Below are 26,623 nucleotides of genomic sequence, written 5' to 3' on the forward strand. Positions count from 1 at the left end.
CCACTCCACCCACATCACGTCCCACCAGCAGGGACGCCCCGAAGACCCAAGAGGACGGGACAGCCATGCCTGCTTTCGACACCCCGGAACCGATCTCGGCCACGGCACGCGTGGAGGCCGGTTCCATCCGGTTCACCGCGAGCGACCGCCTCGACACGGTCGTCGAGGTTACGCCCCGCGACCCGGAGCGGGACCAGGACGTCCGCGCGGCCGACCAGACCGAGGTCACGTACGCGAGCGGCGTACTGACCGTCAGGACGCCCAAGCCGCGCTATCTCATCGGCCGCACCGGCACCGTCGACGTGACAGTCGGGCTGCCCACGGGTTCGCGGATCGAGATGACCGGCGCCTGGGCCCAGGTGCTCGGCGAAGGCCGGCTCGGCCAGAGCCGCGTGAAGACCTCGTCCGGTGACGTCCGCCTCGACACGACCGGCCCGCTGCAGCTGACCGCGTCGCACGGCTCGATCACCGTGGACCGGGTCGAGGGCACGGCCGAGATCACCACCAGCTCCGGCAGCCTGCGCGTCGGCCTCGTCGACGGTCCCGCCGTCCTGAAGAACTCGCACGGCACCACGACCGTCGGCGCCGTGACCGGCGACCTGCGGGTGAGCGGCGCCAACGGGGACATCGACATCACACGCGCGGAGGGCACGGTCGCCGCGTCCACAGCCCACGGCACCCTGCGTGTGGGCGAAGTGGCCCGTGGCACCGTCCAGTTGGAGACCTCCTACGGCGCCATCGAGGTCGGCGTCCGCGAGGGCACGGCCGCCTGGCTCGACGTCCGCTCGAACCACGGCCAGGTGCGCAACACGCTCACCGCGTCCGAGACCCCGGAGAAGACCGAGGACACCGTCGAGGTCCGCGCCCGTACCCGATGGGGCAACATCGACGTCCGCCGCGCCAAGGTCTGACCCCCGGAAGCACACCGGCATCAACTCACTCACTCCCTCAGTCACTTCAGCCTCCGAACGGGAGGGCCCATGCCTTCTTTTGTCATGCCCACGCCCAGGGGCGACGGTCGCACTTCACCGGCCGCCGTCTCCACCGCCGGACTGCGCAAGTCGTACGGCGACAAGACCGTCCTCGACGGCATCGATCTGCGTATCCCGGCCGGGTCCGTGTTCGCGCTGCTCGGGCCCAACGGCGCCGGCAAGACCACCGCCGTGAAGATCCTGTCCACGCTCGTCGCCGCCGACGGCGGGCAGGCCCAGGTCGCGGGCCACGACGTCGCCTCGTCACCGGACGGGGTGCGTGCCGCGATCGGCGTCACCGGGCAGTTCTCCGCCGTCGACGGCCTGATCACCGGTGAGGAGAACATGCTCCTCATGGCGGACCTGCACCACCTGTCCAAACGCGAGGGGCGGCGGGTCACCGCCGGGCTCCTCGAGCGCTTCGACCTGGTGGAGGCCGCGAAGAAGCCAGCCTCCACCTACTCCGGCGGCATGAAGCGCCGCCTCGACATCGCCATGACCCTGGTCGGCGACCCGCGCATCATCTTCCTCGACGAGCCGACCACCGGCCTCGACCCGCGCAGCCGCCACAACATGTGGCAGATCATCCGCGAGCTGGTCTCCGACGGCGTCACAGTCTTCCTCACCACCCAGTACATGGAGGAGGCCGACCAGCTCGCCGACCGGATCGCGGTGCTCGACAACGGCAAGATCGCCGCCCAGGGCACCGCCGAGGAGCTGAAGCGGCTCATCCCCGGCGGCCACGTCCGGCTCCGCTTCTCCGACCCGTCCGCGTACCGGAGCGCCGCCTTCGCGCTGCGCGAGGTCACCACGGACGACGAGTCCCTCACCCTGCAGATCCCCAACGACGGCAGCCAGCGTGAGCTGCGCTCCATCCTCGACTGGCTGGACTCCGCCGGCATCGAGGCGGACGAGCTGACCGTGCACACCCCCGACCTCGACGACGTGTTCTTCGCCCTGACCGGCGGCGGCAACGTCCCCGACCAGCCCAAGGAGACCGTCCGATGAGCACCCCCCTGGCTCCCGCCCGCCCGACCCGGATCTCCCTCGCCCTACGCGACTCGAACACGATGCTGCGCCGCAACCTCCTGCACGCGCGGCGCTATCCGTCCCTCACCCTGAACCTGCTGCTCACGCCGATCATCCTGCTGCTGCTCTTCGTCTACGTCTTCGGCGACGTGATGAGCGCGGGCATCGGCGGCGGCGGCGCCGACCGCTCCGAGTACATCGCCTACGTCGTCCCGGGCATCGTGCTGATGACCATCGGCGGCACCGTGGTGGGGACCGCGGTGTCCGTCTCCACCGACATGACCGAGGGCATCATCGCCCGTTTCCGCACCATGGCGATCCACCGCGGGTCCGTGATCATCGGGCACGTCGTCGGCAGCGTGCTGCAGTCGGTCATGAGCGTGCTCCTCGTGGGCGCCGTCGCGGTGGCCATCGGCTTCCGGTCCACGGATGCCACGGCTCTGGAGTGGCTGGCGGCGTTCGGGCTGCTCGCGATGGTCGCCATGGCGCTCACATGGATCGCCGTCGGGATGGGCATGGTCAGCCCCAACGCCGAGGCGGCCAGCAACAACGCGCTGCCGCTGATCGTCCTGCCGCTCATCTCGAGCGCCTTCGTCCCGGTCGACGCGATGCCGGGCTGGTTCCAGCCGATCGCCGAGTACCAGCCGTTCACTCCGGCCATCGAGACCTTGCGCGGCCTGCTGCTCGGCACCGGGATCGGCGACAACTGGTGGCTCGCGGTCGCCTGGTGCCTGGCTCTCTCCGCGCTCGGCTACTTCTGGTCGAAGGCGGTCTTCAACCGCGATCCGAAGTAGCCCCACCCAGCGCGCGGGCGCGCTCCCACAGCTCGTCCCGCCCGAGGGCGGCGTATGCCGGCACCACGTCGGCGTACGCCGCCCTCTTCGGGGTTCCCGGCCGCCCGCCCGGGCCCGCGCCGTGGACCTGGCCTGCTGGAACTCGCGCCGCACCCGCAGCAGTTCGGCCGGCTCCGCCACCCGCTCGGCCCGTCCCGCCTCACCTCACGCGTCCGGCTCACGGCCCGCGACGAGGCGCTCCATGTACCCGGTGAACTGGGCCACCTCGCCCGGGGTCCAGTCCGCGGTCAGTTCGGCGAAGGTCGCCTCCTGCCACTCGTGCGCCGCAGCGATCAGCTCACGGCCGGCTTCGGTGACGTCCACGGCGCGACGGCGCGCATCAGCCGCGTGGCTCTTCACGAGGTACCCGCGCCCGGCTGCCTGAGAGACCATACGGCTCGCTCCCGACTGGTCGATCCCCAGCTCGCGCGCCACGTCGTTGACGGAGGCGCCGCCTCCGTCCGCCAGTGCCGCGACCGCCTCGGTGACCATGACGTCCCGCCCCCGTTCGGCCTCGATGCCGGACCCGGCACCCGTCCACCGCCGCGCCCAGAACCTCACGAACCGGAAGAGCGTCCGGCCGGGCTGCGCACTCTCGCTCACCACTGCCTCCCTCTGCACGCCGTATGCGATGTGCCTATACAGTGTATGCGTATCGCATAGGAAAGGGGATCTCATGGCAGCCGACTGGGCTCCGGTACGTGAGTGGCACCGGGCCGTGAACGAGCGCGACGTCTCTGCTGCGCGAGCGGTGGCGGCGGAGGCGATCGTCATGGCCGGGCCGAAGGGTGAGACGGCCGGCGTCGCCTCGTTCGTCGAGTGGATCGAACACTCGGGAATCCACCTCCGCCCCGTCTCCTGGCATCCCGTGGACGACTCGAACGTCGTCGTCGTGCAGGACGCGACGTGGCCGCGGCACCCTCAGGCGGATCCGGAGGCGGCACCGATCCGCATGGCGACCCTCTTCCGGCTCCAGGACGACCGCGTCACCGCGGTGCTGCGGTACGACGGGCTCGATGCGGCGCTGGCGGCCGCCGACGGTCCCGACGCGGGGCTCGACGGACCGCCGTCGAACGGCAGTTGACGCCTCCGGGTGCGGTGCCACCGCGAGGCGGAGGATCGTCCTCGTACTGGGCGTACTGGGCCTACTCGGGCGACTCCGGCAACGCGGCGAGGTGCCGTGCCGGGCGTCACGAGCCGGTGAATCTCTCCGGTCGCCGCGCTAGAATCGCGCTCATGACTGCCGGGTCGGCCGAGCGCCGCACACAGAACGGGTACCCGGCCATCGTTTGATCACCGCGCGGGCGAGAGGCCCGCCTCCGTTACGGGAAGTGCGTACCGCCACTCGTAACGGAAGGAGGTGACATACATGAGCTGGCAGGAATTCCTCGACGAACACGAGGTCGGAGACCTCATCGAGGGCGTGGTGACGCAGGAAGTGCCGTTCGGTTCGTTCGTCGAATCCGAAGGCTGCACCGGTCTCGCGTACCAGCAGTCCTGGCCCGTCGGCACCCGCGTCTCGGTCCGCATCCTCGCGATCGACCCCGAGAAGCAGCGGTTCAGCCTGGCTCCGGCCTGATGACCGCCTGAGGGCCTGACGGCATCACGCCCCGGGCCGGAAGCTGATCCGGGGGAAGAGGACTCCCCCGGATCAGCGCACCCGCATCATCTCGTGCTCAAGCCCCGGCCGGGCCCCGAGCTCCCTGCCCGGCCGACGGCTCGGCACGCGCGGCCGCTCCCCACCCGGCGAAGGCCCGCTCGCCGGCCACGCAGCCGGCGAGCAAGGGCTGTTCCAGCAGGCCGGGAGTGAACGGCACGCCGGTGACGTCGGCCATCAGCGCGAACGAGGACGCCACCGGCTCGTCCGGCCAGTCCTCTTCGTCGTCGGCCCGGGGGTTCAGCCCGGCTGCCCGCATGCGGGAGTTGAGCACGTCCGGTTCCTCGCCGTGCCTCATGTCCGGCATCCGCGGATCGAACCTGGTGAGCACGGAGCCGTCGACCGCGTACACGAAATCGTGCTCGGCGTAGTCGTGACGGAGGACGGCGAGGTGTGTGGTGTCCCGCGAGAGTCCCGGAGCGTCGAGCGAAGCCCCCTTCCATCCCATCGGCTCGACGACGGCGCTCCAGTCGCCCGCCTTCAGCGCACCGAAACAACCGCTCCCGTCGGCGGTGCCGGCCACGTTCTCGTCGACGTGGACGAAGAAGTCCCCGAACTCCTCGAAGCTCATCCGCCGTGTCCAGCGGGGATCGACGCCGAGACGTGACAGCACTCCGGCCGGCTCCAGCCCGTGGAAGAAGGAGACGCAGAAGATCTCATCCAGCGGGCAGTCGCCCTCCAGCCAGCGAAAACGGGTCAACGGGTCCGGCACCACGCCTCCTTGGTCGAGTCGGGGACATGGTGGCACCGGCCACCGACACCGCGGCGCGCCTCATGGGACGACGCCCCCGGTGACCCCGCCACGGCCGCCGGAGCTCACATCTTCCGGGCGCCGTCCACGATCGCCTCACGGATGCGGTTGTACGTGCCGCAGCGGCAGATGTTGCGGATCTCGTCCAGGTCGTCGTCGCCGATTTCGCGGCCCTCGTCCCTGGCCTGCCTGACTTTCGCGACGGCCGTCATGATCTGGCCGGGCTGGCAGTAGCCGCACTGGGTGACGTCGCGCTCCAGCCACGCCTCCTGCATCGGGTGCAGTTCCCCGCCGGCCGTCGCGGGCAGCCCCTCGATCGTGGTGACCTCGTCGCTGTCGGCGATGTCCCCGACCGGTACGGAACAGGGGTTGAACGCCTTGCCGTTGATGTGGCTCGTGCAGGCCCTGCAGACCTCGATGCCGCATCCGTACTTGGGTCCGGTGACGCCGAGCAGGTCGCGCAGCACCCACAGGAGCCGCACGTCGTCCTCGGCCTCGACGGTGACCTTCTCGCCGTTGAGAGTGAAGGTGTGGGTAGGCACGGGGTGCTCCTCAGTGGGCGTGGTCCAGGCCGTCGGTCGGTGACTGCGGGATCGGGGGGACGGTCGGCAGCGGCTCGAAGCCGAGGTCGCCGCTGTGGCTGACGGGGAACTCGGTCGGCATCCTGCCCGTGGCGCGCCCATAGGCGCAGGCGACGGCCGCCATGGCCGCGGCCACGGCGAGTTCACCGGCTCCGCCCGGCCTGCCCGTCGTCGGGGGCATCACGATGATCTCCAGCTCGGGCGGCACGTTCCACTGGCGCGTGTAGAAGTAGTTGTCCCAGCTGCCTTCGAGGAAGCGGCCGTCCTTCAGGTGGAGGCTGGACGTCAGAGCGTGGGCGATGCCGTCCATGATTCCGCCCATCATCTGGGCTTCCAGACCCCTGGGGTTGACGGCGAGACCCACGTCGACGGCGCAGACGGCCTTCGTGACCCGCGGCCCGGTGCGGGCGTCCCGGACCTCCCGCCCGGCCGTCCCGGGCCGGCAGTCGATCTCGGCGAGAACGGCGACGACACCGTGGTACTCGGGGTGGACGGCGATGCCCTGCGCCGTGCCCTCCGGCATGCTGCGTCCCCACTCGCCCTTCTCCGCGACCTTCTCCAGTACGGCCGACGCCCGTTCGTCCTTGAGGAATTCGCGGCGGAAGTCACAGGGATCCTTCTTCATCCTCTTCGCCAGCTCGTCGACGACGAGTTCCTGCGCGCACCTGACGTTCGGCGAATAGATGTTGCGCATGCTGCCGGTGTTGAAGCCCTTGTCGACCTCGCTGAGCAGTTGGGTCGTCACACCGAAGTCGTACGGCGACTGCTGGGTCAGGGAGAAGACGGTCTCGGAGAACGTCAGATCGCCGACGGGCAGCTTCGCCGACAGGGACGTGATGATCTCGCCCAGGCCGTGGCCGAAGTCCGTGGCGACGCTCGTGTGCCGCTGTTCGTAGGTGAGGACGTTGCCCGGGAGGTAGCTCGCCCGGACCCGGGAGGTCGACATGGGGTGGGTGCGACCCTGCCGGAAGTCGTCGGTGCGGTGCCACATCAGCTTGACGGGCTTGCCCATCTTCTGCGAGATCTCGGCGGCTTCGAGCGCCGCGTCGTAGAAGAGCTTGCGGCCGAAGGAGCCACCGCCCTCCGTCACGTGCACGGTGACGGCGCCCTGCGGCAGACCCAGCTTCGCGGCGATCTCCTGCTGGGCGACGACGGGTGACTTCAGCCCGCCCCAGATCTCCGCCCGGTGTGAACGGACGTCCGCCACGGCGCAGTTGGGCTCCAGTGCCGAGTTGCTGGCGAACCAGAAGGTGAAGTCCGCGTCGACAGTCCCCGTGAGGGGTCCCGAGTCGGGGACGGCGAGCGGTATCTCGGCCTTGCGCAGTTCGCGCAGCACGTCCTCGTCGGACTTGCCCTCCGCCGTACCGCCGTCCCACGTCACGTCCAGGGCACGGACCGCGTCGATGCACTGCCCGAAGGTCCGGCCCCGCACGGCCACGCCGGTGGAGACGACCGCCACGTCGGTGATGCCGGGCATCGCCTTCACGGCTGCCTCGTTCTGCACCGACCGGACCTTGCCGTTGATCGTCGGCGGCCGGCACACCATCGCCGGCGCCGCGCCCGGCACGTCCAGGTCCATGGCGAACTTCTTGCGTCCGGTGACGGCGTCGAGAGCGTCGATGCGGTTCTGCGGCCTGCCGACGACCGTGAACTCCGAGCGTTCCTTGAGCTTTACGGAGACCTGCCTGCTCTCCGCGCTCGCGGCCTTCTCCGCCAGCGAGCCGTACGTGACGCGCTTCCCTCCCGACGAGAGGACCACCCCGGCACGGGTCGTCAACTCCGAGACGAGTTCCCCCAGTTCGAGCGCGGCGGCCTCCAGCAGCCGGCCCTTGGCGATCGCCGCCGCGACCCGGATCGGTGTGAACGTCGAGATCGTCGTGTTCGAGCCGCCGGTGAGCTGGTTGAACAGCAGCTCAGGACGGGCGTCGGCCAGCGTGACCCGCACCTTCTCCAGGGGGACGTCCATCTCCTCGGCCACGATCATCGCGCTCGACGTCGTGATGCCCTGCCCGACTTCGGCCCGCGGCAGGTCGAAGGAGACCGTGCCGTCCTGGTGCACCCGGACGGAGATGAGATTCGCCGTGGGCTTCGCCGCGAGGGTCAGCAGATCGTTGAGGTCCAGCACTTCCGGAGGCTGCGGCGGACTGGGCACCGCGGCCGCGGCCTGCCGGGGGTTCACCGCCTGCACACCGACCTCCGCCGCGGCCACGAGGGTGGGCGCAGCGAGCAGATACCCGACGAACCGGCGGCGGCTGGTGCCGTCCTCTCCGGCGTCCGCCCCCGCGTCCTCCGGGTCCGGCGAGTCACGGTGCGTGGCCATGGGCATCCTCTCGACGGACCTGGACGGTCGAACCGCGGGCGAACTGCTCAGCAGGCACACGAATGCGGTCGGCCGGAGCGCACACCGGAGAGCCGACATCACGCGTGGGCGACGCCCCGAACAACGGCCCGGCACGGCCGCAACGGTGAACAGCCATGATGGCCAGGTCACAGCGCGGGGTCCACGGCTGTGATGTGCAGACTCTGTGCCCGCCGGAGGCGCTTCCGGCGAACGCACACGTCCCCCGCCGGTTCGCACCCCGCCGCCGCCGGAGGGTGCGAACCGGCCGATGTGGCATCAGGGTTCGATGACGACCCGGCCCGTCGTGATGCCGTCGAAGACGCGCTGGACGGCTGCGGCACCCTCCTCCAGCGGCACCCGCTCGCTGACGAGCGGTTTCACCGCACCGTCCGCCGCGAGCGCACTCAGCTCCTGGTGGCACGCGTCCACGGCGGCCGGGTCCTTGGCGTTGTACAGGCCCCAGTGCAGGCCGAGGATCGCGTAGTTCTTGATGAGCGCGTGGTTGAGGCCGGGTGTCGGCACGGCGCCGCTCGCGAAACCGACGACGACGATGCGCCCTTCGAAGGCGATGCACTTGACGGACTTGGCGTATGCGTCGCCGCCCACCGGGTCGTAGACGACGTCCGCACCGCGCCCGTCCGTCGCTTCCTTCACGGCAGCCACGATGTCGTCCTGCCGCCGGTCCACGACGATGTCGCAGCCCAGCTCCCGTGCCGTCTCTGCCTTCGCCGGACCGCCGACCACGCCGATCACGCGCGCGCCCGCCGCCTTGCCGAGCTGGACTGCCGCGCTGCCCACACCCCCCGCCGCCGCGTGCACGAGCAGCGTCTCGCCCGGCTGGAGCCGGGCCCTGCGGTGCAGACCGAACCAGCCCGTCTGGTAGCCGATGTGCAGGGCTGCCGCCTCGGCGTCGTCCAGCGCCTCGGGCGCCTTACGCGCACTCGCCGCCGGTACGACGGTGCGTTCCGCGAATCCGCCCGCGGGCAGGGCGGGTTGGGCGATGATCCGGGTACCGGCCGCCGGAGCGTCCTGGGTGCCTTCCCCCGCCGCCAGCACCTCGCCGCACAGCTCCACTCCGGGTGTGAACGGCAGAGGCGGCTTGACCTGGTACTCGCCTCGGCACAGCAGCGCGTCGGGGAAGTTGACGTTCGCGGCGCGCACCCGGACGAGCAGTTCGCCCGGACCGGGTTCGGGATCGGGGATGTCCTCCAGCCGCATCACCTCGCGCGGCTCGCCGTTGCTGTGGACGCGCCATGCCTTCAACGGTGCTACCTCCGGAACGTAGAACGTGGATGCCTGTGTTCGCTCGTCGTGCGTGCGGGCTCGTGAACCGTGCCCGGTGCTCGCCCCTACCCGGGCAGCGTGCTCGTATGACGGTCCCGGAGCAGGGCCCCGGGTCCGGGTCTCGGCCCCGCCCGCTCCGACTCGTACCGCCCTACGGCCGCAGCGCCCGCAGCAGCAGGTCCGCGAGATGGTCCGCGACCTGCTGCGGCGTGAGCTTCCCGTCGGGCCGGTACCAGTGGCTCAGGTGGTGGACGGACCCGAAGTGGTAGTCCACCACCAGGTCCGGCGGTGTCTCCGCGTGGAAGACCCCGTCCCGCTGCCCTTCTTCGACGAGATCGCGGAACCGTTCGTGGTACAGGCGGCGCTCCGCCCGCACCTGCTTCTGCTTCTCGGGGCTGAGCTGGTGCATGGAACGGAAGAAGATCTTCGCGTCGTCGAGGTTCTCGATGGTGGTGACCACGACGTCGGCGGCGGCCCGCCGCAGCCGCTGCTCGACGGGTTCGTCGGCGTCCGCGTAGGCGTCCAGCCGCTCCTGCTGGAGTCGCAGCAGCCGCCCGTAGATCTCGTGCAGGAGATCGTCCTTGGAGCCGAAGTAGTGGTAGAGCGCCCCCTTCGTCACCCCTGCCGCCTCGACGATCTCCTGCACGGACGTACGGTCGTATCCGCGCTCGGAGAAGAGGCGGGTGGCGGCGGCCATCAGCCGCTGCGGGACGGGCGGAACGCCGCCCGGACCGCCCTTGTCCTTGACGCCGCTCCGGGTCGTCGTCCTCGGCGTGGCCATGAGCCCTCACCTGCCTCTCTTCCGTGCGCCGGCGCACGGCTCGGTACGTACTGCGTACTACGCGCTCACGCCGGCGCTCGCGTCGCCGCTGCCACCGCGGGAACGCAGTTCCCGCCGGAGGATCTTCCCACTGGTCGTCTTGGGCAGTTCCGCGAGAATCTCGATCTCCCGCGGATACTTGTACGCCGCCAGCCGCTCCTTGCAGTGGCCGACGAGCTCCCCGGGCGCGGCCGAGGCGTCCGGCCGGAGACTGACGTACGCCTTGACGGACTCGCCCCGGTAGGCGTCGTGCACTCCGACGACCGCCGCCTCCCGCACAGCGGGATGGCTGTACAGGACATCTTCCACCTCCCGGGGCCAGACCTTGAAGCCGGAGGCGTTGATCATGTCCTTCTTCCGGTCCACGACGTAGAGCCAGCCGTCGGCATCCATGAACCCGATGTCGCCGGTGCGCAGTTCGCCGTCGGGGATCGCGGCGGCGGAGTCCTCCGGCCGGCGCCAGTAGCCGGGGACGACCTGCGGTCCGCGCACGGTGATCTCACCGTGCTCGCCCAGGGGCACCGGCCTGCCCTCGTCGTCGACGATGCGCACCACCGTGTCCGGCCCCGGCACGCCGACCGCCAGGGTGCCCGATGCGGGATCGACGGGCGCCACGCGGCCGGGCGGGACGCTCGCGCAGGGAGCGGTGCACTCGGTCAGCCCGTAGCCGTTGCGCAGGTACGGGCCGAACGTCTCGCCCAGCTTGTCCACGAGGGCGGGCGGCAGCGGAGCACCGCCGGAGGCGAGGATGCGGAACGAGGAGAAGTGCTCCGGGGCGGCCTCGGGGCGCGCGGCCAGTGCCATGTAGGCGGTCGAGGGACCGACGGTGAACGCCGGACGGTGCTCCAGGAACGCGTCCAGTACGACGCCCGCCTCGAACCGGTAGGCGAGCGCGAGTGTGCCTCTTCCCGCGATGCAGGCGGCCAGTTCGCACACCATGCCGGTGATGTGGAAGAGCGGGGCGAGCACGAAGATGCAGGAGCCGTCGGGCAGTTCGTGGCCCGTGTGCTGCCGTTCCGCGTTGTAGGCGATGTTGGCGTGGGTGTTCATGGCGCCCTTGGGGGTGCCGCTGGTGCCCGAGGTGTAGCTGATCAACGCGACGTCGGCACCCGCCGGTTCACGGCCCGCGGGGGCGCTCGCCCCGCTGCGCGCGACGGCGAGGAGGTCGTCCGCGTCGTCCGCGGGTCCGGACCGCGCGAAGTCGAGGACGCGCTCGTCGTCGCGGGACTGCAGGTCGAGTTCGCACGCCGTCAGCACGATCCGTACGGGCGAGGCCGCCGCCGTCTCACGCAGGTACGTCTCCCACGCCCTGTCCGCACACACCAGCGCCGACACTCCGGCGTCGTCGAGGACGTGCGCGACCTCGCCGCTCTTGTACATGGGATTGACCGGCACCACCGTGGCCCCGGCCTTCCACGCACCCAGCAGCGCGATCACGAAATGCGGGCTGTTCTGCAGCATCAGCGCCAGCCGGTCGCCCTTGCCCAGGCCGCGTGCGGCGAGATGAGCGGCCACACCGTCGGAGAGGGAGTCGGCCTCGCCGTAGCTGATCCGTCCGTCGAAGTAGGCCAGGGCGGTCCGGTCGGGTACGGCGCGTACCGCGGCACGGAAGGCGTGCAGGATGGTCTCGGGCGGGTCCACCGGGGCACGCTGCGCCTCGTTGAGCTGTTTCAGCCAGGGCTTGTCCTCGTACGTCGCCGTCAACGCGCCGCCCCCTTCGGCCCGTCGGCCCGCCCCGCTGCCGCCGCCCCGTCCGCCTGCTCCAGGACGGCTTCGAGCTTGCGCTGCATCTTGTTCATGCCGCCCAGCCAGCGGTCCGGGTCGCCGGCACGCGCCTCGTAGTAGCCGGCGGTCTCGGGGTGCGGCAGGACGAGGAAGCGTCGTTCCTCCATCGCTGCGAAGAGGGCGTCCGCGACGGCCTCCGGTTCGATGGCCGTTTCGGCCAGTACGAGGTCCCCCGCCGGACCCGTGCCGGCGAGCATGTCCGTGCGTACGCCCTGGGGGCATACGGCGTGCACATCGATCCCGCGGTGACGGTAGGTGGCCGACAGCCACTCGGCGAAGGCGAGGGCGGCGTGCTTGGTCACGCTGTACGGCGCCGAACCCAGCATCGTGAGGATGCCGGCAGCCGAGACGGTGGCGACGAACCGGCCGCCGCCGGCGGCCAGCCAGTCGGGCACCAGCTCCCGCGCGGCCCGTACGTGCGCCATCACGTTGACGTCCCAGGCGGTCTCCCACAGCTCCTCCGCCGCTTCCGGACCACCGTGCGGTGCGACGCCGGCGTTGGCGCAGAAGGTGTCGATCCTTCCGCCCAGCGCCTCGCGGGCGGCCGGCACGATCGTGGAGGCGTCGCCGGGCACCGCCGTTCCGCCTATCTCCTCCGCCACGGCCCGGGCCTTGCCCGCGTCGAGGTCGTTGACCACCACGCGGGCGCCCTCGGCGGCGAAGCGCCGCGCGAGTGCCGCGCCGATGCCGCCTCCCCCGCCGGTCACGACGACGCCGCTGTCGCGCAAAGAATCCATCCCGGCAACTCCCCTTCGATGCTCCGCACGGTCTCTCCCCCGCTGCGGCAGACTAACCAGTCGGTATGTCATGGGGGAAGAGCGGGCCGGATCTTCCCGCCTGAGGGACAGCCGCGCGGTTCAGGGCTTGCGGCCCACACCGCCGTACGTCGTCACCGGTGTGACCGGGAACGGAGTGTGGTCGGGACGCCACTGCGTGACCGGCACCAGCCCCGGCTCCAGCAGGTCCAGCCCGTCGAAGAGACGCCCCAGCTGCTCGGGGCTGCGCAGGTGATAGGGGACCGCGCCACTGCTGTTGTACTTCTCGTGCGCCTGCTGACGGACAGCGCTGATGTCCGTGCCGTCGCTGAGTGTGAGGAAGCTGCCCGACGGCAGTGCGTCGAGCAGGCGGCGGACCAGGGAGCCGGCGAGGTCGTCGTCGGGGATGTGGCCCATGATGCCGAGCATCATCAGGCCGACGGGCTCGGTGAAGTCCAGTGTGGCGGCGGCCCGTTCGAGGATCACCGAGGGTTCGCGCACGTCCGCGTCGACGTAGTCGGTGACGCCCTCGGGGGTCGACGACAGCAGCGCGTGGGCGTGCACCAGCACCAGGGGGTCGTTGTCGACGTACACGATCCGGGCATCGGGGGCGAGACGCTGGGCGACCTCGTGCGTGTTGTCGACGGTGGGGAGGCCGGTGCCGATGTCGAGGAACTGCCGGATGCCCTCCTGGGCGGTGAGGTGGCGGACCGCGCGGGCGAGGAAGTACCGCGAGCCGCGAGCGGCGTCGACGATGCCGGGGAAGATCCTGGCGAATTCGTCCCCCGCCTCGTGGTCGACGGGGTAGTTGTCCTTCCCGCCGAGCCAGTAGTTCCAGATGCGGGCCGAGTGCGGAACAGTGGAGTCGATCTTCGCAAGCAGCTCCGGATCCGGAACGGGCCGCTCGTCCGCCATCGTGATCATCTCCCCGTCGCTGCAGTGAACGCGTCGGCCGCCACACCGGCTTCTCAGTCCCAACCCTACGGCGTGCCGCCCGGACGTGTAGGGCGTCGCCCGCACTCCCCCGCCGCCTGCTCGCTCGCCGCCCCGCCACGACGCGGACTCGCCCTCCGACGTGGCCCGTTGAGCGGGCGCAGGAGGAGGGAGCGAGCGGAGAGCGCGTGTGGGAAGCGAGAACGTGTTGGGAGGAGCGGTGTGGGACGGCCGAGGCGTCTTGCGCTCCCGGACGTGCAGCGGAAACGCTCGGACCCGGGCCGGAAGCGGGCTCACATGACCCACCGGTACTCGTCGTTGCGAGGTCTTCACGAGCGATGAGAGATCTGTGAGAAGTCATGAGAGCCCGGTGAGAATCCCTCCCCCGGGGCGTGCTCCCCGCCGGGCGGGGGTAGTTGACCGGACCTGGACGGCCGGTGCACGACAGCGGCCCGGCACAACTGGAAAGTCATGTACTTCGTAACGGGGGGGATCCGATTGCGCGGCAGTTACGTCACATCGCCGACGAGTCGGGTCCAGTCCGTCGGAGGTGGGACTATTGGCCGGTTTCAGAGCCCTCGCAGAACAGGTGCGCGATCCCTACAGGGCACCGTCCCAGCGCCGCCAGGCGCTGCGTAAGTGTCTGGAGCGCTTCGCTCCCTACGGGCACCGCGCGACATGGCAACACCTTTGCGCCCGGGCGGGATTCAGCCCGGACGACCGCGAGCCCGACCCGCAGCTGCTGATCTCCGCGCTGGAGGAGCTGGAGGAGGCACGCGAGGTGTGGCTCCGGTACGAGGAGCAGGTGGCGTCCCGGCGCAGAGCCGAGAAACGGCACGGAATCAGACAGCCGGCGCCGCACGACGAATGGCACCGCTTGACGTGGGGCGGCAGGTCCCTGCTGCCGTGTGACCCCGCGACGCCGCCCACACCGCGGCTGGCGGACGTGCTGCGCCGCATGATCAGCGCCATGGACAAGGACGTGGGCAAGAACGTCATCCGCCTCGCCAGCAGCCGCGGTCCGCGGCAGGAGCTGGAACCGATGGCCACCTCGCGAGGCTGACCCCGACGCGGGCCGGGCATCACCCCGGCCTCGACACCGGCCTCCCGGCCGCACTCTTCCGCCGGCACCCGCCGCGCGGCACAGGCACTGCCTGGCCGCGCGCCCGCTCCCGGCGGCGTTGACAGGCGTCGGCAGCGCCCAGCATGCTGAGCGAGCGCTTAGCATGCGGCGGCGCGAGACGTGTGCGGGAGGTTGTACGGATGTCGGAGCCCCGGGTCTTCACCTCGACCGACGAGCTGGTGGCCGCGGTCGGCCAGGATCTCGGCGTGAGCGACTGGCTGGAGATCGACCAGAAGCGGATCGACCTGTTCGCCGATGCGACGGGCGACCACCAGTGGATCCACGTCGACCCGGCCCGCGCGAAGGACGGCCCCTTCGGGACGACCATCGCCCACGGTTACCTCACACTCTCCCTCCTGCCCGACCTCGTGCCGCAGATCATGCGCGTCGAGGGCGTCCGGATGGGCGTCAACTACGGCGTGAACAAGGTCCGTTTCCCCGCGCCCGTGCCGGTCGGCTCGCGCCTGCGGGCACGTGCGGAACTCGTGGACGTCAGCGAGGCCGGAGAAGGCGTCCAGGTCGCGGCGAAGGTGACGGTCGAACGGGAGGGCGGCGAAAAGCCGGTGTGCGTCGCGGAGACCCTCAGCCGCTACTTCTGGTGACGCGCTTTTCGCCTGTCGGTACGTACTCGCAGGACGGTGCCGCCCGCGGTGAGGTGGATGCCGGCTGCCGCTGCCCGCGGTCGGCCGGGTTCGCGGCCGCGGCCGCGCGGGCGGGTCACTCCGCCCGCGCCGGACCGGACGGGCCGGCAGACGCGACCATGCGCAGCACCAGATCGGCGTAGAGCCCGCCGATCTGGTCCGGGGTCCTGCGGCCGGCGGGGCTGTACCACCGGGCGACGTCGATGCACAGCGACATCACCGCGAGCGTGGTACCGCGGATGTCGGCCACCTCGAACTCGCCCGAGGCGTCGCCGCTCTCCAGGATCCCGCGCAGGATCTCCTCGCTGCGCCGGCGCAGTCCCACGATCTCCTCGTAGTGCTCCGCACCGAGGGCGGCGAGTTCGTACTGCACCACGCGTGCGGTGGTGTGGTGCTCCGCGTGCCAGCGGACGAACGACCGCACCGCGCGTGCCAGCCGGTCCGCGTCGTCGCCGCCGCCCTCCGCGGCCTCGGCCAGCACGCTCACGGAACGCTCGTGGCCGACCTTGCTGATCTGGAAGAGCAGCTCTTCCTTCGTCTTGTAGTGGATGTAGAGCGCGGCGGGGCTCATGCCGGCGCGCCCCGCGATGTCGCGGGTCGTGGTGGCGTGGAAGCCGCGCTCGGCGAATGCCTCCACGGCTCCCAGCAGCAGGCGCCGGGCGGCGTCGGGAGTGACGCCCTCGAAGGACTCGTCGGCCACCGCCGGGTCCTCCTCCGCGGTCTTCGCGACCCGGGATCCCGTCTCCGCTGCCATCGCGCCCCGCCCTTCCCTTCGACCGGCGAACACCATACAACGGGCACTGAGCAGATGCTTAGGTCTGGCCGGGAGCGGTGCTTCCCGTGCCTGCCGCACCAAGGCCGGGCGTCCGGAGGGGAGATCCGGGACTAGCGGCGCTAGTTTTCGGTCCGCCGCGCTCTACCATGTGGCGCATGCCCCGACCGTCGAAACCCCTGCTGAACCGCGGCCGTATCGTCGCCTGCGCCCTCGCCCTCGTGGACGCCGAAGGGCTGCAGGCGGTCTCCACCCGGCGCCTCGCGGCGGAACTCGGCGTGAGCGGACCGTCCCTGTACAACCACTTCCGCAACAAGGACGAGATCCTCGACGCCGTCGCGGACACCGTGTGCGAGCAGGTCGACGTGTCGATGTTCTCGGACGGCACGGAGTGGCGGCAGGCGCTGCTGGAGTGGGCCCGCTCCTACCGGGCCGCGCTCTCCGCCCATCCCAACATCGTGCCCTTCCTCGCGCAGGGCCCCGGGCGACGCCCGAGTCAACTGCGCATCGCCGACGCGGTGTTCGGCGGGATGACCGACGCGGGCTGGCCCAAGGCGCAGGCCACCCACATCGGCGCCCTGATGCGCTACTTCGTGGCGGGCTCCGCGCTCGGCTCGTTCGCGCGGGGCTTCATCGACGACGCGGAGATCTACACCCGCGACTACCCGCACCTCGACCAGGCGCACCTCCTGGCGGAGCACCAGCAGCGGGTGGACGAGGGCGCGTTCGAGACCGGTCTGCGCGCCCTCGTCGACGGACTGGCCGCGCGCCACCCGGGAGAGGCCGCTCCAGCGCCCGGTCCGGTGTGACCGGACCGGGGCCGGACTCCCCTCAGGCGGTGCGGCGACGGAAGAGGACCGCGGCCAGGGCGACGGACACCACGGTGACACCCGCGCACCAGGCCACGGCCGCCGCGCCGTCCGCTCCGACCGGAGTGCCGTGCAGCAGGGCGCGCAACGTCTCGATCACGGGAGTCACCGGCTGGTTCGCGGCGAACCCCCGCACCCAGCCCGGCATCGACTCGACCGGCACGAAGCCGCTGCTGGCGTAGGGCAGGAACATGATGACGAAGCTGAATCCGCTCGCGCCCTCGGGCGTGCGGGCCAGCAGCCCGAAGACCGCGGCCAGCCAGGACAGGGCCCACACGAACATCATCAGTACGCCTGCCGCCGCGATCCATCCGGCCGCGTCCGCCGCCGGCCGGAATCCGATCAGGAACGCAGTGGCCAGCATGAGCGCCGACGCGCATCCGCACCGCACCATGCTCGAGACGACGTGCCCGGTGAGCAGCGAGCCGCCCGCCACGCCCATGGAACGGAAGCGGTCGACGATGCCCTCCTGCATGTCCCTGGTGACACTCGTGGCGGTCAGCGCGGAGACGAATCCCGTGCACATCAGCAGCACACCGGGGAGCACGTAGTCCACGTACTGCTCCGTCGGCGTCCGGATAGCACCGCCGAACAGGTAGACGAACAGCAGCATGATCAGGACGGGCAGGATGAGTGCGGTGAGCAGTCCGTCGACCTCCCGCATCGTCAGCCTGACGCTGCGCTGCGACATGGTGACGGTCTCGCGGAGGAGCGCCGGCAGCCGGGAGGCACCGGCCGGGGGGCGGGCGGACACGCGCGGTTCCAGCAGCTCAGACACGGGCCGCCTCCCCGCTCGTTCCGCCGGTTGCCCTGGTTCCGACGGTTCCGCCGTCCGCGAGGGAGGCGGCGGTGTTCCCGGTCAGCGAGATGAACACGTCGTCCATCGAGGCTCCGTGGACTCCGAAGCGCTCGACGAGGTCGCACGCCGGGTCGAACTCGTCGAGCAGTCGGCGCACTTCGCCCGCCGTGCCGTCGGTCGCGACGCTCAGCCTGCGCTCCTCGGCGTCCGCGTGGAGCACTCTTGATCCCAGTCCGGCGCGCAGCCGGTCGAACGCGCCACGGCCGGACGCCGTGAGGTCCAGCCTGTGCCCGCCGACCTGCTGTTTGAGCTCTGCCGGAGTTCCTTCCGCGACGATCCGTCCTCCGTCGAGCACCGCGACCCGGTCTGCGAGGCGGTCGGCCTCCTCCAGGTACTGGGTGGTCAGGAGCACCGTCACCCCGGAGCGTGCGAGATCCGAGATCACGGACCACATCGTCTGCCTGCTGCGCACGTCGAGCCCTGTGGTCGGTTCGTCGAGGAAGACCACGGAGGGTTCGCCGACGAGCCCGGCGGCGATGTCGAGCCTGCGGCGCATGCCGCCCGAGTACGTGCGGACCCTCCGCCGGGCGGCGCCGGTGAGGTCGAACTGCCCGAGCAGCTGCGCGGCGCGCGCCTTCGCCCCCCGGCTGCTCATGCCGGCGAGCCTGGCCATCATCCGCAGGTTCTCCGCACCGGTCTGCAGGTCGTCGAGCGCCGCGTACTGACCGGTGAGGCTGATGCTGCGCCGCACTCCGCCGCGTTCCCGTGTCACGTCGCAGCCGGCCACCGCCGCACGTCCCGAGTCCGGAGGAGTCAGCGTCGCCAGGATGCGGACCATCGTCGTCTTGCCCGCGCCGTTCGGTCCGAGCAGTGCGGAGACGCTGCCCGCCCGCACCGCGAGGTCCACTCCGTCGAGGACGCGGACCGCGCCGTAGGACTTCGTCACACCCACCGCGTCGATCGCTCTGTTCAAGGACCCCACCGCCTTTTCTGCGTATCTCATACGCATTACCTACTGTGTAGGCTATACGCAGAAGCGTGTCTGTCAACGTCCTCACGGATCGGAGCCATGAGCGAGAGCACGAGGACCGGGCTGCCCGCCAGCATCGAACTGGCGTGGGGCTTCCGTGAGCAGCCGAAGAAGGGGCCCAAGCGCGCGCTGACGCTCTCCGAGATCGTCGACGCCGGCGTCGCGGTCGCCGCCTCGGAGGGACTCCGATCGGTCTCGATGAGCAGGGTCGCCCAGGAGCTCGGCGTCGCGACCATGTCGCTCTACCGCTACGTGAAGGCCAAGGACGAGCTCGTCACGCTCATGGCGGACGCGGTGTTCGCTCCCGTCCCGGCGGCGGCCGAGGACGAGGGCTGGCGGGCCGGGCTGGTCCGCTGGGGTTCGGAGTACATGGCGGTCGCGCGTCGCCATCCGTGGTCCACGGAGATCTCGATCAGCGGGCCGCCCACGGCACCGAACTCGGTCAGATGGATGGAGGCGGGGCTGAAGTGCCTGCGCGCCGCGGGGCTCGGACCCGGTGAGCAGATGGCCTCGCTGCTGCTCGTCAGCCAGTTCGTACGGAGCCAGGCGCTGCTGGAGAGCCAGCTCGCCGCAGCGATGCACGCGAGCGGGGACACCGACGAGACCTTCCTGCGCGGCTACAGCAGACAACTCGCCATGCTCACCGACCCGGTGGAGTTCCCCGCGCTGCGGGAGGTTCTGGAGGCCGGGATCTTCGACGAGACCGCCGAGGACGCCGACGAGGATTTCCGCTTCGGCCTCGAACGGATCCTGGACGGTATCGAGGTTCTCGTCACGGGGCCGGCGGCCGGAGAGAAGCACCGCTGACGGCGAGGCCGGTTCCGCCTCCCGGGTGGTGTGCTGCTTGCACCGCCCGGGAGGCGGACCGGCCGGGCGGTGAACGGACGTGCCCGGAGGGCCGGTTACTCGAAGACCACCAGGGCCCGGCCCCCGCGTCCCGCCAGCATCGCGTCGAACGCCGCGGGAATGCCGTCCAGACCGATGCGTTCGGTGACCAGCGCGCCCAGGTCGAGCCGGCCTTCCCGTACGTGGTCCGCCAGCACGGGCAGGTCCCGCGCCGGGTCGCAGTTGCCGTAGACGCAGCCCGTGAGCGTCCGGGCGAAGTGGAAGATCTCCAGTGCGGAGAGCTGCACCTGCTGTTCCTTGCCCCCGATGCCGACGACGGTCGTACGGCCGCCGCGCCGCGTCGAGTTCCATGCTGTGCGGATGGTCTCGCCCCGCCCCACGCATTCGACGGCGACGTCCGCGCCGAAACCGCCGGTGAGCTTCCGGATCTCCTTCGCGGTCGTCTCCGAGGCGATCAGATACTCGTCCGCGCCCGCCCTCCGCGCCAGTTCCTCCTTCTCCGGTGAGACGTCGACAGCGACGACCGTTCCGGCCCCGGCCAGCTTCGCGGACTGGACGGTGGCGAGTCCGACGCCGCCGACCCCGAAGACCGCCACCGATTCGCCGCTGCGTACCCGGGCGCTGTGGTGCACGGCGCCGTATCCGGTCAGGGCGGCGCAGCCGAGCAGCGCGGCGTCCGTGAGGGGCACTCCCCCGGGAAGCGGCAGGAGCGCGCCCGCCGGTACGACGGTCTCCTCCGCGAAGACGGCTGCGCCCAGTCCGGGATACAGGTCCTCACCCTTCCCGGTACGGGCGTAGGGGACCGTGGTGCCGGCGTTCGCGTTCATGCAGAGCCACGGCTCGGACAGCTGGGCGCAGAAGTGGCATTCTCCGCACGAGGGCGCCCAGTTGAGGACTACGCGGTCGCCCGGTGCGTGCCCTTCCACGCCGTCGCCGACGGCGACGACCGTGCCGGCCCCCTCGTGGCCGAGCACCGCCGGTACGGGCTGGCGCAGCGTGCCGTTGGACAGGGACAGGTCCGAGTGGCACACGCCTGCGGCGGCGAGCCGGACCCGCACCTGCCCGGGGCCCGGCTGGGGAAGGTCGATCTCGGTGATGTCGAGCGGGGCTCCGACGGCGGGGAGTACAGCGGCGCGGACCATGCGGGGGCTCCTGGCGTGAAGGGGTGAGCGGAGGGACGGGAAGGGGCCGGAGAGCGGAAGTGCCGGTGAACTTCCGTGCCCAGCCGGCCGGTTGGCGGAACGTCGGGCCTGCGGCTCGGGGCCATGGGAAACGGGTTCGGGCTGACAGGTGTTCACGAGGTGGCGTGGGGCGGCTGCCGCCGCAGGCGAGCGAAACGCCCGGGCCCGGCCGCCCCTGCCGCCTCACATCTGCAGCGACTTGGTCTGCAGGTACTCCCCCAGTCCGTGCTTGCCCAGTTCCCTGCCGACCCCGGACTGCTTGTAACCGCCGAACGGCGCCATCGGGTTGAAGCGTCCGCCGTTGATGTCGACCTGTCCGGTCTCCAGACGGCGGGCGAAGGCGACGGCTTCCTCCTCGTCCTCCGACCAGACGGCGCCGGCGAGCCCGTAGACGGTGCCGTTGGCGATCCGGAGGGCGTCCTCGGTGTCCTCGTACTTCAGGATGGAGAGCACCGGCCCGAAGATCTCCTCCTGGGCGATGGCCATCTCCGGGGTCACTCCGGCGAACACGGTGGGCTGCACGTAGCAGCCGTGCTCGAATCCCCGCGGAGCGTCGGGACCGCCGGCGACCAGCGTCGCCCCGTCGTCGATGCCCCGCTTGATGTAACCGGTGACGCGGTCCCGCTGCTTGGCGTTGACGACCGGCCCGATGCGCGTGTTCTCGTCCTTCGGGTCGCCCGGGACGTACTTCGCGACGGCCGCGGCGGCGAGCTGCACGGCCTCGTCGTGGTGTTCGGCGTCGACGAGCATCCGGGTCCAGGCGCTGCACGTCTGGCCCGAGTTGGCCATCACGTTGGCGACTCCCACCTTGACGGCCTTGGTCAGATCGGCGCCGGGCAGGATGACGTTGGCCGACTTGCCCCCCAGTTCGAGCGCCACGTTCTTGACAGCGCCTCCCGCGACGGCCCCGATCCTGCGTCCCACCGCGGTGGACCCGGTGAACGACACGAGGTCCACGCCTTCGTGCTCGGCCAGGGCCTGACCGGCCACCGGGCCGAACCCTGTGACGAGGTTGAACACGCCTGCGGGCACACCCGCTTCATGCACGGCCTCGGCGAACAGCTGGGCGACGAGCGGGGTGTCCTCCGCCGGTTTGAGCACCACCGTGCATCCTGCGGCGAGGGCGGGAGCGACCTTCGCGACGATCTGGTGCAGCGGGTAGTTCCAGGGCGTGATGGCGCCGACCACGCCGACCGGCTCGTGGAAGACGCGGGAGTTGCCGATCTCCTCCTCGAAGGGGTGCTCGGCTGCCAGCTTCGCGTAACCGGCGCAGACCGCGACGGGCACGGCCGCGTGCACCGCCCGCGAGAAGCCGAGCGGCGAGCCGAGTTCCGCGGTGACGGTCCCGGCGATCTCCTCCCTGCGTGACTCCAGGGCCGCGTGCAGCGCGCCGAGGAGGGCCGCGCGTTCGGCGGGCGGGGTGGCGGACCAGCCCGGGAACGCCGCTCGTGCCGCCGCCACCGCCGCGGACACGTCCTCCGCGCTTCCCGCGGGGACCGTGGCGAGGAGCGTGCCGTCGGCGGGGTTGCCGACCTCGATCTTGTCGGGCCCGGCCGCGGGCCGCCATGCGCCGTCGATGTACATACCGTCGTGTGCCTGCATGGACCCAAACTAGCGCCGCTAGTTTGGGGTGTCAGCACGGCGTCACGTGCCGTGGCTCACGTGCGGTGGATACGCGGCTGCGTGCAGCGGCCGATGTGAACCGCTGCGTGCAGCGGCCGATGTGAACCGCTGCGTGCAGCGGCCGATGTGAACCGCTGCGTGCAGCGGCCGATGTGAACTGCTGCGTGCAGCGGCAGTTCACACCGGCGGCTCGGCCGGAAGGCTCGTCCGCCGCTCATCCCGTCCGCGCTTCGGCCCCCGCGCCGGTCCGCTCGCTCCCGCTCCCGCCTTCCGTGCCGGGCGCCGGCTGCGTACGGGCGGGAGCCCTCGTCGCACCCGCCGTGAGGGCCGCGCCCAGCAGCAGGGTCCCGAGCAGTACGAAGGGCGCCGCCGCGCCTGCCGCCCCGGCGAGCAGCCCCGCCCCGGCCGGTGCACCGACCTGGCCCAGACGGTTGCCCGTCAGCCGCAGCGCCAGCGCCGTGGAGCGTGCCCTGTCGGGTGCGGCCTGTACGACCGTGCTCATGGTCAGTGGCTGGCCCACGCCCAGGCCGAAGCCGAGTACCACCAGCGCGAGGGCGAGCGTCCACACCGGCATGGGCACGGCCAGCAGGGCGCACAGAGCACCCGCGGTCAGGCAGCTGACCACCAGCAGCATCTGCCTGCCCAGCCAGGCCGTCATCGACGGCAGGGCGACGCGCGAGAGGACGGACGCGGCTGCGCGAAGACTGAGCAGCACACCGACCATGCCCGGCGCGATGCCCCGCTCCTCGCCGAGAACCGGAAGGTAGGCGGTGAGCACGTCCGTGGTGGAGAGCACCGCGAGAGAGGTGAAGATGCCCGCGGGGACGCCGCGCGCACGCAGGATGCGCGAGACCGGCACTGTGCTCCCGGTCGCTGCCGCCCCGTCCGCCCCGTCCGCCCCGGCCTCGTCGCCGCGTCCCGTACGACGCGTCCCTTGCGCGGTCCGCACGTCCTCGATCCGCCACAGTGCCGCGTACGCGCAGACGCTCGTCGCCCCCGCGGCGAACAGCGCCACCGCACTGCTCTGCCCGCTCGGCCAGCCGGAGCCCGCGCCTCCCACCAGCCAGCCCGAGAGCACGGGCCCCACGAGCTGGCCCATCGAGCCGCCGATGGTGAAGTAGCTGAAGTTGCGGTCGTGTTCGTGAGGTCCGCTCTGCCGCGCGACCAGTGACTGGGCGCCGATGACGAACACCAGATGGCCCAGGCCCAGCAGTGCGCTCCAGGCGGCGAGCAGCGGCAGCGAGGGTGCCGTCCCGGCCAGTGCGCATCCCGCCGCGATCAGGGCGACACCGGCCGGCAGCAGCGGTCCGCACCGCGCCCGGTCCGTACGCCGTCCCAGTGGTACGGCGACGGCCAGCGGCAGCAGCGCGAACGCCGCGGTGACGACGCCGACGGCGCCGGCGTCGGCTCCGAGCTCGAGCGCGTGGTAGGAGACCGCGGGACGCCCCATCGACACCGCCCCCTGCGCGAAGGCGAAGGACACGACCAGCCGCAGCAGCCATCGTCCGCTGCCGGTGCCGGTTCCGGTGCCTTCGCCGCTCACGTCCTCCCGGCCTCCGGGGGTGTTCGCGGAACCCGGTCCGCCGTGGCGGGAGCCGGTGCCGTGGCCGGAGCCGTGACCGCCCCGCCCGCCACAGCCGCCGCCGTGACCGCGTTGCCCGCTGTGACCGCTGTGACCTGCACCGGAAAGCCGTTGAGCACGGCAGTGCCCGAGAGAGGGTCGAGCAGGCTTCCGTCGAGGAGCTGGTTGACGTTGACACCGGGTTCGGCCGCGGCCACCCGCATCCGCGTACCGGGCCGGTCGTGGCCCCAGCCGTGCGGCAGGCTCACGACCCCGGTACGCACGGCGTCGGTCACCTCCACCGGGGCGGTCACCTCGCCGCCGGCCCCCTGGACGCGGGCGTACGCGCCCGCCTCCAGTCCGAGGCGGGCGGCATCGCCGGGATTGACCTGCAGGGTGCAGCGGTTGGTGCCGCCGCGCAGCGAAGTGACGTTGTGCATCCAGCTGTTGTTCGACCGCAGGTGGCGGCGTCCCACCAGTACGAGACCGTCCCGCGAGGCCCGCCGCTCCAGCGCGCCACGCAGCCGGCCGACGTCCAGGGCCAGCGGCTCGGGGCAGAGTTCGACCCTCCCCGACCTGGTGCGGAGCACCTCCGGCAGCCGCGGACGCAGCGGACCGAGGTCGATGCCGTGCGGGTGGGCGAGGAGCTTCGCCAGGGAAAGACCGTCGGGACGGGCTCCGAAGCCCTCTCCGTACGGGCCGAGTCGCAGCATCATGTCCAGCCGCCGCTCGACGCTGTCCCGGCCCGTCAACTCCGCGGCGAGCAGGGCGGGGTCGCGGCCGTGGACCGGCGATCCGGGATCGGCGACCGCCTTGCCGAGCGTCCGGTCGACGACTGCCGCGTCCACCGTCTCCGGTGCCGCGTCCGGCCTGCCGCCGAGGCAGAGCATGAGCCGCGCCATGATCTCGCTCTCGGTCGGCTCGTCCCCGCCCGGTTCGACGACGGCCCGCGTGTAACGGACCTGGTTGCGTACGGGCAGCGCGTTGAAGGCGAAGTCGAAGTGCGCGGTGCGGCTGGGCCTGGCGGGCGGCAGCACGACGTGTGCGTGGCGTGTGGTCTCGTTCAGATAGGGGTCGAGACTCACCATGAAGTCCAGTCCGCCCAGCGCACGTTCGAGCTTCTCGCCGTCGGGGGCGGAGAGCACCGGATTGCCGGCGACGGTGATCAGCGCACGTACCCGCCCCTCCCCCGGGGTGCTGATCTCCTCGGCGAGCGCGGCGGCCGGCAGCTCCGACTTGGCCTCCGGATGCCCGCTGACCCTGCTGCGCCAGCGTCCGAGCGCGAATCCCTTGCCGGGTGCGGGAGTTCGCGGGGCACGCGCGGTCGCGGAGAGGGGGAACATGACGCCGCCGGCCCGGTCGAGGTTGCCGGTGAGGGCGTTGACGACGTCCACCAGCCAGTTGGTCAGCGTCCCGAACTCGACGGTGGAGGAGCCGACCCGCCCGTAGACGGCCGCACTCGGCGCGCCGGCGACTTCCCTCGTGAGGGACCGGATCTCCTCCGCGGTCACGTCGCACGCGTCCTCGACGGCTTCCGGCGCGAAGTCGGCGGCCAGCGCCCGTACTTCGTCCACGCCGGACAGGTGCTCTCCGAGTGGACCGGGGTCCGTGAGGCCCTCGTCGAAGAGCACGTGGACCATCGCCATCAGCAGGAAGGCGTCACTCCCCGGGCGGATCGCCACATGCCTGTCGGCGAGTTTCGCCGTACGGGTGCGCCGCGGGTCGACGACGGTCAGCCGGCCGCCGCGGCGCCGCAGCTTCTTCAGCCTGCCGGGGAAGTCGGGGACGGTGGCGAGCGAGCCGTTGGAGTCGACCGGGTTGGCGCCCAGGATCAGCAAGTGGTCCGTGCGGTCCACGTCGGGGACGGGGATGGCCTGCGGGTCGCCGTAGAGCAGTCCGCAGGAGACGTGCTTCGGCATCTGGTCGAGGGTGCTGGCCGTGTAGAAGTTGCGGGTGCGCAGCGCGCCGAGGAGCTGGGGCGGGTAGAGCGCCCCGGCCATGGTGTGGACGTTGGGGTTTCCCAGGTAGACGGCCACGGAGTCCCGGTCTCCGTCGGCGAGCACGGTGCCGAGCCCGGCGGCGACGGCGGCGAACGCTTCGTCCCAGCTCGCCTCGGCCAGGGTGCCGTTCGCGTCGCGTACCAGGGGACGCGTCAACCGGTCCGGGTCCGCGTCGAGTTCACCGAAGGACGCGCCCTTGGGGCAGACGAAGCCCTGGCTGAAGACGTCCTCGCGGTCGCCGCGAGCGCCGGTGATCCGGCCGCCGGTGACCGTGACGGACAGTCCGCACGTCGCCTCGCACAGGGGGCAGATGCGCAGCGCCGTCGTCACGTCGGCGGGGGACGGGTCGGCCTCGGCGTTTCCGCCGGACGGGCTGGTCGTGCCGGTCGCGGACATCGCGCTCCCTCGGACGGTGCTGTCACTCCGTGCCACGCACTG

The 26,623-nt window shown here is 71.4% G+C and carries 25 protein-coding genes; 9 read left to right on the plus strand and 16 right to left on the minus strand.

The window, feature by feature from the left end; all coding sequences use genetic code 11:
* Positions 1-65 precede the first annotated feature (65 nt).
* From ACFPA8_RS22880 to ACFPA8_RS22890, 3 genes are all read left to right on the plus strand, one after another.
* On the plus strand, positions 66-911 hold the full coding sequence (locus ACFPA8_RS22880) for a DUF4097 family beta strand repeat-containing protein (RefSeq protein ID WP_386451326.1): 846 nt from the start codon (positions 66-68) through the stop codon (positions 909-911).
* 69 nt (positions 912-980) lie between these two features.
* A complete protein-coding gene (locus tag ACFPA8_RS22885) occupies positions 981-1,979 on the plus strand; it encodes an ATP-binding cassette domain-containing protein (protein ID WP_386451328.1) in 999 nt (332 codons plus the stop codon).
* Positions 1,976-2,794, plus strand: a complete 819-nt coding sequence (locus tag ACFPA8_RS22890; RefSeq protein WP_386451330.1) for an ABC transporter permease — start codon at positions 1,976-1,978, stop codon at positions 2,792-2,794. The genes ACFPA8_RS22885 and ACFPA8_RS22890 overlap by 4 nt, the downstream gene beginning before the upstream one ends.
* A 204-nt stretch (positions 2,795-2,998) precedes the next feature.
* Here ACFPA8_RS22890 and ACFPA8_RS22895 read toward each other — a convergent pair whose 3' ends face one another.
* Positions 2,999-3,436, minus strand: a complete 438-nt coding sequence (locus ACFPA8_RS22895) for a MarR family winged helix-turn-helix transcriptional regulator (protein WP_386451331.1) — start codon at positions 3,434-3,436, stop codon at positions 2,999-3,001.
* A 73-nt stretch (positions 3,437-3,509) separates the two neighbouring features.
* On the opposite strand from ACFPA8_RS22895, the gene ACFPA8_RS22900 reads away from it, so the two are divergent.
* Entirely contained in the window at positions 3,510-3,917 is a 408-nt protein-coding gene (locus ACFPA8_RS22900) for a nuclear transport factor 2 family protein (RefSeq protein WP_386451333.1), read from the plus strand.
* Positions 3,918-4,202: 285 nt separating this feature from the next.
* Positions 4,203-4,412, plus strand: a complete 210-nt coding sequence (locus tag ACFPA8_RS22905; RefSeq protein WP_386451335.1) for a hypothetical protein — start codon at positions 4,203-4,205, stop codon at positions 4,410-4,412.
* 97 nt (positions 4,413-4,509) lie between these two features.
* Here the strand turns inward: ACFPA8_RS22905 and ACFPA8_RS22910 are convergent, their stop codons facing one another.
* The 8 genes from ACFPA8_RS22910 to ACFPA8_RS22945 form a co-directional block, all read right to left on the minus strand.
* Entirely contained in the window at positions 4,510-5,202 is a 693-nt protein-coding gene (locus ACFPA8_RS22910) for a DUF6461 domain-containing protein (RefSeq protein WP_386451337.1), read from the minus strand.
* 104 nt (positions 5,203-5,306) lie between these two features.
* A complete protein-coding gene (locus tag ACFPA8_RS22915; RefSeq protein WP_386451338.1) occupies positions 5,307-5,783 on the minus strand; it encodes a (2Fe-2S)-binding protein in 477 nt (158 codons plus the stop codon).
* A gap of 10 nt (positions 5,784-5,793) precedes the next feature.
* Positions 5,794-8,142 carry a molybdopterin cofactor-binding domain-containing protein gene (locus ACFPA8_RS22920; protein WP_386451340.1) on the minus strand — a complete coding sequence of 783 codons (2,349 nt, stop codon included), beginning with the start codon at positions 8,140-8,142 and terminating at the stop codon, positions 5,794-5,796.
* 297 nt (positions 8,143-8,439) lie between these two features.
* Positions 8,440-9,426: an NADPH:quinone oxidoreductase family protein gene (locus ACFPA8_RS22925; RefSeq protein WP_386451342.1), complete on the minus strand. Its 987-nt coding sequence runs from the start codon at positions 9,424-9,426 to the stop codon at positions 8,440-8,442.
* A 172-nt stretch (positions 9,427-9,598) separates the two neighbouring features.
* Complete coding sequence (locus tag ACFPA8_RS22930) at positions 9,599-10,228, minus strand: TetR/AcrR family transcriptional regulator (RefSeq protein ID WP_386451344.1); 630 nt, start codon at positions 10,226-10,228, stop codon at positions 9,599-9,601.
* Positions 10,229-10,285: 57 nt separating this feature from the next.
* Positions 10,286-11,971, minus strand: coding sequence for an AMP-binding protein (locus ACFPA8_RS22935; protein ID WP_386451346.1), 1,686 nt, complete (start codon positions 11,969-11,971; stop codon positions 10,286-10,288).
* A complete protein-coding gene (locus ACFPA8_RS22940) occupies positions 11,968-12,789 on the minus strand; it encodes an SDR family oxidoreductase (RefSeq protein WP_386451348.1) in 822 nt (273 codons plus the stop codon). The genes ACFPA8_RS22935 and ACFPA8_RS22940 overlap by 4 nt, the downstream gene beginning before the upstream one ends.
* A 120-nt stretch (positions 12,790-12,909) precedes the next feature.
* Positions 12,910-13,722, minus strand: a complete 813-nt coding sequence (locus ACFPA8_RS22945; RefSeq protein ID WP_386451517.1) for an SAM-dependent methyltransferase — start codon at positions 13,720-13,722, stop codon at positions 12,910-12,912.
* Between the two features lie 577 nt (positions 13,723-14,299).
* On the opposite strand from ACFPA8_RS22945, the gene ACFPA8_RS22950 reads away from it, so the two are divergent.
* Together ACFPA8_RS22950 and ACFPA8_RS22955 are read left to right on the plus strand one after the other, a co-directional pair.
* Entirely contained in the window at positions 14,300-14,803 is a 504-nt protein-coding gene (locus tag ACFPA8_RS22950; protein WP_386451350.1) for a hypothetical protein, read from the plus strand.
* 200 nt (positions 14,804-15,003) lie between these two features.
* Positions 15,004-15,465: a MaoC family dehydratase gene (locus ACFPA8_RS22955; protein WP_386451352.1), complete on the plus strand. Its 462-nt coding sequence runs from the start codon at positions 15,004-15,006 to the stop codon at positions 15,463-15,465.
* Between the two features lie 115 nt (positions 15,466-15,580).
* On the opposite strand, the gene ACFPA8_RS22960 is transcribed toward ACFPA8_RS22955, so the two are convergent.
* Positions 15,581-16,258 (minus strand): TetR/AcrR family transcriptional regulator, encoded by a 678-nt coding sequence (locus ACFPA8_RS22960; RefSeq protein ID WP_386451354.1) that lies wholly within the window; start codon positions 16,256-16,258, stop codon positions 15,581-15,583.
* Between the two features lie 167 nt (positions 16,259-16,425).
* On the opposite strand from ACFPA8_RS22960, the gene ACFPA8_RS22965 reads away from it, so the two are divergent.
* Positions 16,426-17,085: a TetR/AcrR family transcriptional regulator gene (locus ACFPA8_RS22965; protein ID WP_386451356.1), complete on the plus strand. Its 660-nt coding sequence runs from the start codon at positions 16,426-16,428 to the stop codon at positions 17,083-17,085.
* Between the two features lie 22 nt (positions 17,086-17,107).
* On the opposite strand, the gene ACFPA8_RS22970 is transcribed toward ACFPA8_RS22965, so the two are convergent.
* Together ACFPA8_RS22970 and ACFPA8_RS22975 are read right to left on the minus strand one after the other, a co-directional pair.
* A complete protein-coding gene (locus ACFPA8_RS22970; RefSeq protein WP_386451519.1) occupies positions 17,108-17,836 on the minus strand; it encodes an ABC transporter permease in 729 nt (242 codons plus the stop codon).
* A gap of 79 nt (positions 17,837-17,915) precedes the next feature.
* A complete protein-coding gene (locus tag ACFPA8_RS22975) occupies positions 17,916-18,947 on the minus strand; it encodes an ATP-binding cassette domain-containing protein (protein ID WP_386451357.1) in 1,032 nt (343 codons plus the stop codon).
* Between the two features lie 66 nt (positions 18,948-19,013).
* On the opposite strand from ACFPA8_RS22975, the gene ACFPA8_RS22980 reads away from it, so the two are divergent.
* Positions 19,014-19,781 (plus strand): TetR/AcrR family transcriptional regulator, encoded by a 768-nt coding sequence (locus tag ACFPA8_RS22980; protein ID WP_386451359.1) that lies wholly within the window; start codon positions 19,014-19,016, stop codon positions 19,779-19,781.
* A gap of 95 nt (positions 19,782-19,876) precedes the next feature.
* Here ACFPA8_RS22980 and ACFPA8_RS22985 read toward each other — a convergent pair whose 3' ends face one another.
* The 4 genes from ACFPA8_RS22985 to ACFPA8_RS23000 all read right to left on the minus strand — a co-directional run bounded on the left by ACFPA8_RS22985 (position 19,877) and on the right by ACFPA8_RS23000 (position 26,581).
* Positions 19,877-20,962: a Zn-dependent alcohol dehydrogenase gene (locus tag ACFPA8_RS22985; protein WP_386451361.1), complete on the minus strand. Its 1,086-nt coding sequence runs from the start codon at positions 20,960-20,962 to the stop codon at positions 19,877-19,879.
* Between the two features lie 222 nt (positions 20,963-21,184).
* Positions 21,185-22,603: an aldehyde dehydrogenase family protein gene (locus tag ACFPA8_RS22990; protein ID WP_386451363.1), complete on the minus strand. Its 1,419-nt coding sequence runs from the start codon at positions 22,601-22,603 to the stop codon at positions 21,185-21,187.
* Positions 22,604-22,838: 235 nt separating this feature from the next.
* Entirely contained in the window at positions 22,839-24,167 is a 1,329-nt protein-coding gene (locus ACFPA8_RS22995; protein ID WP_386451365.1) for an MFS transporter, read from the minus strand.
* On the minus strand, positions 24,164-26,581 hold the full coding sequence (locus ACFPA8_RS23000; RefSeq protein ID WP_386451367.1) for a molybdopterin-dependent oxidoreductase: 2,418 nt from the start codon (positions 26,579-26,581) through the stop codon (positions 24,164-24,166). The genes ACFPA8_RS22995 and ACFPA8_RS23000 overlap by 4 nt, the downstream gene beginning before the upstream one ends.
* Between the last annotated feature and the right edge of the window lie 42 nt (positions 26,582-26,623).

Origin of the sequence: Streptomyces ovatisporus, from assembly GCF_042653885.1 — a bacterium.
Classification (GTDB): domain Bacteria; phylum Actinomycetota; class Actinomycetes; order Streptomycetales; family Streptomycetaceae; genus Streptomyces; species Streptomyces ovatisporus.

Excerpts from the sequence above, each read along its gene's own strand:
- ACFPA8_RS22880 (WP_386451326.1), top strand. The coding sequence starts at position 66 with ATGCCTGCTTTCGACACCCCGGAACCGATCTCGGCCACGGCACGCGTG.
- ACFPA8_RS22885 (WP_386451328.1), top strand. The coding sequence starts at position 981 with ATGCCTTCTTTTGTCATGCCCACGCCCAGGGGCGACGGTCGCACTTCA.
- ACFPA8_RS22890 (WP_386451330.1), top strand. The coding sequence starts at position 1,976 with ATGAGCACCCCCCTGGCTCCCGCCCGCCCGACCCGGATCTCCCTCGCC.
- ACFPA8_RS22900 (WP_386451333.1), top strand. The coding sequence starts at position 3,510 with ATGGCAGCCGACTGGGCTCCGGTACGTGAGTGGCACCGGGCCGTGAAC.
- ACFPA8_RS22905 (WP_386451335.1), top strand. The coding sequence starts at position 4,203 with ATGAGCTGGCAGGAATTCCTCGACGAACACGAGGTCGGAGACCTCATC.
- ACFPA8_RS22920 (WP_386451340.1), bottom strand. The coding sequence starts at position 8,142 with ATGGCCACGCACCGTGACTCGCCGGACCCGGAGGACGCGGGGGCGGAC.
- ACFPA8_RS22930 (WP_386451344.1), bottom strand. The coding sequence starts at position 10,228 with ATGGCCACGCCGAGGACGACGACCCGGAGCGGCGTCAAGGACAAGGGC.
- ACFPA8_RS22940 (WP_386451348.1), bottom strand. The coding sequence starts at position 12,789 with ATGGATTCTTTGCGCGACAGCGGCGTCGTCGTGACCGGCGGGGGAGGC.
- ACFPA8_RS22945 (WP_386451517.1), bottom strand. The coding sequence starts at position 13,722 with ATGGCGGACGAGCGGCCCGTTCCGGATCCGGAGCTGCTTGCGAAGATC.
- ACFPA8_RS22955 (WP_386451352.1), top strand. The coding sequence starts at position 15,004 with ATGTCGGAGCCCCGGGTCTTCACCTCGACCGACGAGCTGGTGGCCGCG.
- ACFPA8_RS22960 (WP_386451354.1), bottom strand. The coding sequence starts at position 16,258 with ATGGCAGCGGAGACGGGATCCCGGGTCGCGAAGACCGCGGAGGAGGAC.
- ACFPA8_RS22965 (WP_386451356.1), top strand. The coding sequence starts at position 16,426 with ATGTGGCGCATGCCCCGACCGTCGAAACCCCTGCTGAACCGCGGCCGT.
- ACFPA8_RS22970 (WP_386451519.1), bottom strand. The coding sequence starts at position 17,836 with ATGTCGCAGCGCAGCGTCAGGCTGACGATGCGGGAGGTCGACGGACTG.
- ACFPA8_RS22975 (WP_386451357.1), bottom strand. The coding sequence starts at position 18,947 with ATGAGATACGCAGAAAAGGCGGTGGGGTCCTTGAACAGAGCGATCGAC.
- ACFPA8_RS22980 (WP_386451359.1), top strand. The coding sequence starts at position 19,014 with ATGAGCGAGAGCACGAGGACCGGGCTGCCCGCCAGCATCGAACTGGCG.
- ACFPA8_RS22985 (WP_386451361.1), bottom strand. The coding sequence starts at position 20,962 with ATGGTCCGCGCCGCTGTACTCCCCGCCGTCGGAGCCCCGCTCGACATC.
- ACFPA8_RS22990 (WP_386451363.1), bottom strand. The coding sequence starts at position 22,603 with ATGCAGGCACACGACGGTATGTACATCGACGGCGCATGGCGGCCCGCG.
- ACFPA8_RS23000 (WP_386451367.1), bottom strand. The coding sequence starts at position 26,581 with ATGTCCGCGACCGGCACGACCAGCCCGTCCGGCGGAAACGCCGAGGCC.